Raw genomic sequence first — 8,118 nt, 5'->3', positions numbered from 1 at the left:
AGCGCGCCTTGTCCGGGTCCATCAGCACGGTGCGGCCTTCGTAGACCACGCCTTCGATGTCGGTGACCCAGATGTTTTCCAGCGGCAGGCCCAGGTCCACCATCAGGTCCAGGCAGGCCAGCGCGGCCGCGCCGGCGCCGGAGGTCACCACCTTGACCTGCTTGATGTCCTTGCCCACGACCTTCAGGCCGTTGATGAAGGCGGCGGACACGCAGATCGCGGTGCCATGCTGGTCATCGTGGAAGACCGGGATCTTCATGCGCTCGCGCAGCTTGCGCTCGACGGTGAAGCACTCGGGGGCCTTGATGTCTTCGAGGTTGATGCCGCCAAAGGTGGCTTCCAGGCCGGCGATGATTTCGACCAGCTTGTCCGGGTCGGTCTCGTTGATCTCGATGTCGAAAACGTCCAGGCCGGCGAACTTCTTGAACAGCACCGCCTTGCCTTCCATCACTGGCTTGGAGGCCAGCGCGCCGATATTGCCCAGGCCCAGCACCGCGGTGCCGTTGGTGATCACGCCCACCAGATTGCCGCGCGCCGTGTAGCGGTACACATTGGCCGGATCGGCCACGATCTCTTCACAGGCCGCCGCCACGCCGGGCGAGTACGCCAGGGCCAGGTCGCGCTGGTTGGTGAGCTGCTTGGTCGGCGTGACCGAGATTTTGCCGGGGCGTCCAAGCTCATGGTATTCAAGGGCGGCTTTGCGGAGATTGGCATCCATAGGGGCGGCTACTGGCTAGAGTGTGTGACACGAAAGGGGGGAATTCTATTCCGATGGCGAGCGCCGCGATACCTCGGCAATGCCCGCCTGCCCCTTGGATAAGCATGCGCGTCCCATGTTAGCGCCAGCTTACAAATTGTCGCTATTCCGCGATGTGGAATAGGGGAAAACGTCCATCGGGATCGAACAGCGCCTTCACCCGGGAATCCAGGCGAGTGGTGGCCAGGCCGGGCGGCTCGTCATCGCGCTCGGGCGCTTGGGGCGCGGGCGCGGCGTCGGCCAGCGTCACCGTCTGCACCCACGCCAGCGTGCCGCCGTGTCCCAGCAGCAGATGCGCCAGATTGACGGTGGCGGGCGCTTCGGGTTTCAGGGCATCCAGCCGGTAGCGGCCCAACCAGCGCTCGCCGTCCCGGGTGGCAAAGGCATCGCCGCCGGAAGCCAGCTGGAACAGCGCCGGCACCAGGCGCTGCACCGTGGCGGAACGCAGGGGCTGGACGTCCGACTCGCCGAACGGTCCCAGCGTTTCCTCTATGCCGTCCGCCAGCATCACGTCCAGCGCCAGCACCCCTGAGCCTGCGCAGCGCCCGGCGGGCCAGTTGGCCTTGGCCGCCAGCCACGCGGCCAGCGTCAGGTCCGCCGGCAAGCCGGCGAACTGCCGCAGCCCGGCCTGGGCCAGCGCCGCCACCCGCGTCCCGGGCTGCGCGCGCCAGCGTCCGGTATCGCCGGACAGGCGCACCAGCCCGGTCAGGGCGGAGGGATCCACCCGCAGGAGCGGGCCGTGGACCGTCTCGAACGGCCCTTCGGCTCCCGCCAACGCCAGCGTCACGCGGTACTCGGCGCAAAGGGTGCGCGCATGCGCCACGTCCGCATCCCGCGCCGCCGCCAGCAACCCCCGGGGACCGCCCTCTCCCGCCTCGCCCAGATCTCGGACGGATCCCTGGCAGAGCAGGGCCAGCCGCTCCATGAAGGCCGACCACGGGCTGCGGGCCGGACGACGGCCCAGGAGGAAAGCGCGCCGGGATGGCTGCATGACTACAATTCCTTTATCGCTACAAAACGCCTTCGAGAATCCGATGCCCCGCCTTGCCCACCGCACCAACGATTTCCTGACCTTCCAGGTAATGGAACTATTCAAACAGGCGCAAGCGCTGCAGGCGGCGGGCAAGGACATTATCAGCCTGGGCATCGGCGAACCGGACTTTACCGCGCCCCCCCAGGTCGTGGAAGCGCTGGAGCGCGCGGCGCGCGCCGGCCTCAGCGGCTACAGCCCCTCGGCCGGCCTGACGCCGCTGCGCGAGGCCATCGCCCAGTTCTACCACGAGCAGTTCGGCGCCCGGATCAATCCGGCCCGCGTCATCGTCACCGCGGGCGCCTCCGGCGCGCTGACGCTCGCCTGCGCGGCGCTGGTCAATCAGGGCGGCGAAGTGCTGATGCCGGATCCGTCCTACCCCGCCAACAGCAATTTCGTGCTGGCGGCGGGCGGCGTGCCGCGCCTGATCCCGAGCACGGCGGCCAAACGCTTCCAGCTGTCGGCGCAGGACGTGGCCAGCCACTGGACGCCCGCCACCCAGGGCGTGCTGGTCGCCTCGCCCAGCAATCCCACCGGCACCTCCATCGACCACGGCGAACTGGCCGAACTGCTGGCGCAGGTCCGCACCCGCAATGGCTTCGCCATCGTCGATGAAATCTACCTGGGCCTGTCCTATGAAGGACAGCCGCGCTCGGCCCTGACCCTGGATGACGACGTCATCGTCATCAACAGCTTTTCCAAGTACTTCCACATGACGGGCTGGCGCCTGGGCTGGATGATCGTGCCCGAGGACATGATTGCGCCGGTGGAGAAAATCGCCGCCAGCCTGGCGATCTGCGCACCCACCTTGGCGCAGCACGCCGCGCTGGCCTGCTTCTCGCCCGGCGCCATGAAGACCTTCGAGCACCGCCGCGAAGCCTTCAAGCAACGCCGCGACTACTTGCTGCCGGAATTCGAGCGCCTGGGCATCCAGGTGCCGGTCAAGCCGGATGGCGCGTTCTATATCTATGCCGACATCGCCAACCTGGGCATGGACAGCGCCGCGTTCTCGCAGCGCCTGCTGCTGGAAGCCGGCGTGGCCGCCGTGCCGGGCCTGGACTTCGGGCCTGCCCATGGCGGCCACACCATGCGCTTTTCCTACGCCACCGGCCTGGACCGGCTGGAAGAGGCGGTCGCCCGCATCGGCCGGCTGCTGCAAGGCTGACCCCGAAAACAAAGCGCGTCCCCGGGGGACGCGCTTTGCACTCAGGCCGGGCCGGATATCAGTCGCGCGCCAGCGCGATGCCGGAGGCCAGCGCCAGGCGGCGGCGTTCCGCCTGCACCTTGGCGCCATAGCCGTTGTCGTCCGGTCCCGTGGAACCGACGTAGCACGCCAGCCCGCCATCGACCGAACCGCGGCGGTTGATGCAATCGCGCAGAATCGTCGCGCCCACGCCAATATTGGCGGCGGGGTCCAGCGGGTTCTTGCCGACCGCGTCGAACTTGTCCTGGTGCACGCTGGTCATCACCTGCATCAGCCCCTGCGCGCCCACATGGCTTTCGGCCAGGGGGTTGTAGCGGGACTCGATGGCGATCACGGCCAGGACCAGCAACGGATCCAGCTGCTTTTCGCGGCTGACCTTGTAAACGACGTTCAAGAGCGGGCCGGTGGCGTCATAGGCGACCTTGTACTTGCGCGAAATATAGTTGCGCAAGGCTTCCGCCTGCGGGCCGGTGGCGACCATCGCGGCAGGCTTCTTGGGCGCCGGAGGGGCGACACGGGCGGGCCCCAGCATGCCGGTGGCATTGCTGGCGGGAGCAGTGGGAACGGCCATGGCAATTGCCGACGCACTGTCGGAACCCAGTTCGGAACCGGCTTCGGATTCGATGCCGGCTTGCATGGATGAAGGCGCTAGGGCGGTCAACAAGGCTTTGTGCACTTGCAATGCCTGGTCGCGCAAACCAGGCAGGGCGAATCCCATGCTTACCGTCACAATGACCGCAATGCCCAGATAAACGGAGCAGATGCGCAGGGACTCGGCAAGATATTGGTGCACTCCTTGGGCCAGGCTTCGGAACAGGCTGGCCACTGACGCATCGGGCATAGAACCTCCTGCGTTAAAAAAGAGGGAGTCAATGTTAACCTCTCTGTCTACCCAACATGTAACCAAATAGCTGGGATCTGTAGTGAAATACCGCGACCTTAGAGACTTCATCGCCCAACTTGAACGCATGGGCGAGCTCAGACGCATCGCTGCGCCGGTGTCCACCCGGCTGGAAATGACTGAAATATCGGACCGTGTCCTGCGCGCGGAAGGCCCCGCCCTGCTGTTTGAAAACGCGCAGCACAATGGACAGCCCGCACAGATGCCGGTGCTGACCAATCTGTTCGGCACCCCGGCCCGCGTGGCGCGCGGCATGGGCGCCGACGACGTCAGCGCCTTGCGCGACATCGGCGAGCTGCTCGCTTCGCTGCGCGAGCCCGAAGCGCCCAAGGGCCTGCGCGACGCGCTGGCCAAGGTCTCGATGCTGAAGTCCGCGCTGTGGGACATGAGCCCCAAGAACGTCAAGAGCCCTGCCTGCCAGGAAATCGTCTGGGAAGGCAAGGACGTGGACCTGACGCGCCTGCCGATCCAGACCTGCTGGCCTGGCGACGTGGCCCCGCTCTTGACCTGGGGGCTGGTGATCACCCGCGGCCCCCACGCCCGCCGCCAGAACCTGGGCATCTACCGCCAGCAACTGCTGGGCCCCAACAAGCTGATCATGCGCTGGCTGTCGCACCGCGGCGGCGCGCTGGATTTCCGCGACCACGCCCTGGCCCATCCCGGCACGCCCTTCCCCATCGCCGTCGCCCTGGGCGCCGACCCGGCCACCACGCTGGGCGCGGTCACGCCGGTGCCCGACAGCCTGTCCGAATACCAGTTCGCGGGCCTCTTGCGCGGTTCCCGCACCGAGGTCGCGAAGGCGCTGGGCAGCGACCTGTCCGTGCCGGCCTGGGCCGAAATCGTGCTGGAAGGCCACCTGCTGCCGTCCTCCGACCCGCGCGCCATCGCGCCCGTCGTGCCCGAAGGCGTCAATCCGCCGCCCAACACCGATTACGAAATGGCGCTGGAAGGCCCCTACGGCGACCACACCGGCTACTACAACGAGCAGGACTGGTTCCCCGTCTTCACGGTGGAGCGGATCACGATGCGGCGCAATCCCATCTACCACTCCACCTACACCGGCAAACCGCCAGACGAGCCCGCAGTGCTGGGCGTGGCGCTCAACGAGGTCTTCGTGCCGCTGCTGCGCCGCCAGTTGCCGGAGATCGTGGACTTCTACCTGCCGCCGGAAGGCTGCAGCTACCGCCTGGCGGTGGTCTCGATCCGCAAGCAGTACGCCGGCCACGCCAAGCGCGTCATGTTCGGCCTGTGGAGCATCCTGCGCCAGTTCATGTACACCAAGTTCATCGTGGTGGTGGACGAGGACATCAACCCGCGCGACTGGAAGGAAGTCGTCTGGGCGATGACCACCCGCATGGATCCGGTGCGCGATACCTTGCTGGTGGAGAACACCCCCATCGACTATCTGGACTTCGCCTCGCCGGTCTCCGGCCTGGGCGGCAAGATGGGCATGGACGCCACCAACAAATGGCCTGGCGAAACCAACCGCGAATGGGGCACGCCGATTGCCATGGACGCCGAGGTCAAGAAGCGGGTGGATGCCATGTGGGGGCAGTTGGGCCTTTGAGTACCAGGCTCGCGACATAAAAAAACCCGCCTTCATGGCGGGTTTCTTGTTGGCGAACCGAAGCTTCAGCGTTGACCAGCCGCCGGATCATCGTCGCGCCGCGAGTTCTGCCAGGCCTTGAACAATTGCCAGCCGACAAAGGCGCCGCCAGCGATCTTCAAGAGCTTGGAGCGCTTGCCGCCGCGCATGATCATGGCGGACAGCGATGAACTGACGATGGGATAGCGCCGCGCCAGGCTGATTGCCTGCAAGGCCCAGCGCGATGCGCCGCCCGAGGCCAGGCCCGGCAGCAGTCCCTTGAGGAGCGCCGCGGGTTCCAGCTTGCGTCCGGTCGACGCGATGCTTTGCGCCAACGATTCGCGTTCGATGGCGGCGCGGGCGCGCAGCAGTTCGATGCGCACGGCGCGGTCGACGGTGGGAGACCTTTTCGTCATGCTTCAGCCCTCCTCGCGCCGGCGCGCCTGCGCTGCATCGTCGTCCTGCGCGTCGCGCACCCGATCCAACAGTTCGGCATCGCGCCCGAGTTCTTCCAGCGTGGCGGCGAACGGCGGTGCGCCGTAGACCAGCCCGTGGCGCACCGCCACCAGCAAGGCCACGCCGACCAGGCCGTAGAAACCCGCCAGCAGGCCCAGGGCCAGATAGCGGTCTTCAGTAGGCCAGAACGCCACCGCGACCGTGACGGTGAAGACCAGCACCGCCAGCGTCAGGAACAGCAGCGCAGCAAACGCCATGCCCAAGAGCTTGAGCAGGCGCGCTTTTTCGTCCGCCGCTTCCAGCGCCAGCAATTCCAGGCGCGTGCGCAACAGCCCGACCACGCTGGAGGCAACGCCGAAAACAGATTTTCGTAGACCCATGGCTGGAAAGGACGCCGGGCGGGAAGCGCGGTCTTGCGCCCGCGCCGCCCGCCCGGATGTCCTGCCCTATCAGCGGCGGCTGATCAGCAAGCCAAGCAGCAGGCCGGTCACGCCTGCGATGCCGATGGCTTGCCAGGGATTGTCGTGCACGTAGTCATCGGTCGCGCGGGCAGCCTTGCGGCCGCGCTCCAGCACGGCGTCCTGTGCTTCGTACAGGGCTTCGCGCGTGCGCTTCAGCGAGGTCAGCGCGCGGTCGCGCAATTCGTTGGCCTTGTCGCCCGTGCTGCTGGCGGCTTCGCGCAGCAGGCTTTCGGCGTCATTCAGGCTGGACTTGACACTGTCGATGAGTTTTTCTTTTGCGACTTCTTCGGATTTTCTCGTGGCCATTATTTGAGCTCCTGTTGTGTGTCAATAACGAAACCATCATACCAGCCGCCATGCGAGGCACACGGCGCGCTTGCTACGGGGTGCTACTTGATTTGCGTAATCTCAACGGCGGACTTGACGCCGCCCTGATCGATGTCCTGCTTCATCACCAGATTGATCGCCGGACAGTACCAGTCCGTCACGGTGGTGTTCATGCCTGGAATGGGAATCGTCAGGCCCTGGAACGTAGCCATGGTGGGATCCGAATTACGGCTGTACGTAATCGGATGGCAGGACTGCGCGCCCAGGGCTGTATTCACCGAGGCCTTCTTGCCCACGGTCTTCTCGCCTATGCGCACGGTCGTGCTCGGTTGTCCGCCCACGGGCGCCTCCTTGCCGATCTTCAGGCGGAAGGACGAACCGGGCAGCTTCTGCCCGGCGCTAAGCTGGCCATCGTAGGCGAAGAGACCCAGCATGCGCAGGTCGAACTGGCCCTCGGAAGGCTTGGGCGCTTCGCCCGCGCTGGCGTAGCGCAGGAAGGTGGCCTGGCCGCCCTTGACGGTCATCAGGTAATCCAGCTTGGACTTGCCCGGAGGCAGGCCGGCGTAGCTGAACGTGGCCACGCCCTGCACGCGCGCGCGGCAGTTGTCGCCATTGCTTTTTGTAACTTCGGCGAAGGTCAGGTCGGCGCCTAGCGCCAGATTGCCGGTGCCGGTCAGTTGCACCGCGCCGCCGTCATGCATGAATTGCGCATCGCACACGCCGGCCTGCGCCGCAGCGGCCGCGCCCAGCGCGCCCACCGTAAAAACCAGGGATGCCATTTTTCGCATCGTCACAAGCCACTCCATGAATCCGGAAAAAATCCGCCCGCGCCTAGCGTACGGCTGGCTTGATACTACACCGGTTGCAAGGCCCGGCGCGTGTCGGAACGTGTCGGCGCGGCCACGCCGGCGGCGGCTACGCTGGGGCGCCAGCGCGCGCAGCGCGGCCGATCAACGCCTGGATCTCCGGCACGCAGGAACCGCAGCCGGTGCCGCAGCCCAGGGTGGATTTCAGGGCCGCCAGATCGCAGCCCCGGACGATGCCCGCCAGGATCGCGGCCTCGCTCACGCCGTTGCAGACACAGACCGCGCGCGAGCGGACCGCCCCCACGATCCGCCCCGTCAGCAGCGCCGCCACGCTGGCCGGCGCATCGCCGCCGCCGGCCCAGGACAACAGCGCATCCTGCGCCCGCAGATCGCCGGCCAGCAGAAAGCCGTGCAAGACGCCTTGCTCCATCCTCACCCTGCGCATCTGGCCGCGCGCAGGGTCGTCGAAAGCCACGTCCGGCCCGAGCAGGCCCAGCGCATCCGCCATCGTTTCCAACACCTCTGCCGGCGGCGCGGCGGGGGCCGCCAGACGCACTCGCACGCCGCCCGCGCCCACCGGCAGGACGACGG

General features: G+C 66.9%; 10 protein-coding genes. 2 read left to right on the top strand and 8 right to left on the bottom strand.

What is annotated here, in order from left to right; translation table 11 throughout:
* Together WBB14_RS13635 and WBB14_RS13630 are read right to left on the bottom strand one after the other, a co-directional pair.
* The coding region (locus WBB14_RS13635; RefSeq protein ID WP_424240302.1) for a malic enzyme-like NAD(P)-binding protein at positions 1 to 718 on the bottom strand (718 nt) is incomplete at its 3' end.
* Positions 719 to 860: 142 nt separating this feature from the next.
* Complete coding sequence (locus WBB14_RS13630) at positions 861 to 1,748, bottom strand: FAD-binding protein (protein ID WP_424240301.1); 888 nt, start codon at positions 1,746 to 1,748, stop codon at positions 861 to 863.
* Positions 1,749 to 1,791: 43 nt separating this feature from the next.
* On the opposite strand from WBB14_RS13630, the gene WBB14_RS13625 reads away from it, so the two are divergent.
* Positions 1,792 to 2,952, top strand: coding sequence for a pyridoxal phosphate-dependent aminotransferase (locus tag WBB14_RS13625; RefSeq protein ID WP_424240300.1), 1,161 nt, complete (start codon positions 1,792 to 1,794; stop codon positions 2,950 to 2,952).
* Between the two features lie 58 nt (positions 2,953 to 3,010).
* On the opposite strand, the gene WBB14_RS13620 is transcribed toward WBB14_RS13625, so the two are convergent.
* A complete protein-coding gene (locus WBB14_RS13620) occupies positions 3,011 to 3,832 on the bottom strand; it encodes a transglycosylase SLT domain-containing protein (protein WP_424240299.1) in 822 nt (273 codons plus the stop codon).
* Positions 3,833 to 3,914: 82 nt separating this feature from the next.
* On the opposite strand from WBB14_RS13620, the gene ubiD reads away from it, so the two are divergent.
* A complete protein-coding gene (ubiD, locus tag WBB14_RS13615) occupies positions 3,915 to 5,459 on the top strand; it encodes a 4-hydroxy-3-polyprenylbenzoate decarboxylase (protein ID WP_424240298.1) in 1,545 nt (514 codons plus the stop codon).
* A 65-nt stretch (positions 5,460 to 5,524) separates the two neighbouring features.
* Here the strand turns inward: ubiD and WBB14_RS13610 are convergent, their stop codons facing one another.
* From WBB14_RS13610 to WBB14_RS13590, 5 genes are all read right to left on the bottom strand, one after another.
* Entirely contained in the window at positions 5,525 to 5,893 is a 369-nt protein-coding gene (locus WBB14_RS13610; protein ID WP_207465571.1) for a hypothetical protein, read from the bottom strand.
* A gap of 3 nt (positions 5,894 to 5,896) precedes the next feature.
* Positions 5,897 to 6,313 carry a phage holin family protein gene (locus WBB14_RS13605; protein ID WP_424240297.1) on the bottom strand — a complete coding sequence of 139 codons (417 nt, stop codon included), beginning with the start codon at positions 6,311 to 6,313 and terminating at the stop codon, positions 5,897 to 5,899.
* Positions 6,314 to 6,382: 69 nt separating this feature from the next.
* Positions 6,383 to 6,700 carry a DUF883 family protein gene (locus WBB14_RS13600; protein ID WP_013395739.1) on the bottom strand — a complete coding sequence of 106 codons (318 nt, stop codon included), beginning with the start codon at positions 6,698 to 6,700 and terminating at the stop codon, positions 6,383 to 6,385.
* An 83-nt stretch (positions 6,701 to 6,783) separates the two neighbouring features.
* Positions 6,784 to 7,509, bottom strand: coding sequence for a hypothetical protein (locus tag WBB14_RS13595; RefSeq protein WP_424240303.1), 726 nt, complete (start codon positions 7,507 to 7,509; stop codon positions 6,784 to 6,786).
* A 127-nt stretch (positions 7,510 to 7,636) separates the two neighbouring features.
* Positions 7,637 to 8,118, bottom strand: a 482-nt coding sequence (locus tag WBB14_RS13590; RefSeq protein WP_424240296.1) for a (2Fe-2S)-binding protein, incomplete at its 5' end; no start/stop codon positions are given.

Source organism: Achromobacter sp., from assembly GCF_049647645.1.
Classification (GTDB): domain Bacteria; phylum Pseudomonadota; class Gammaproteobacteria; order Burkholderiales; family Burkholderiaceae_B; genus Achromobacter.
The sequence above is the reverse complement of the archived record's forward strand: the minus strand, read 5'-3'. Positions and strand labels throughout refer to the sequence as shown.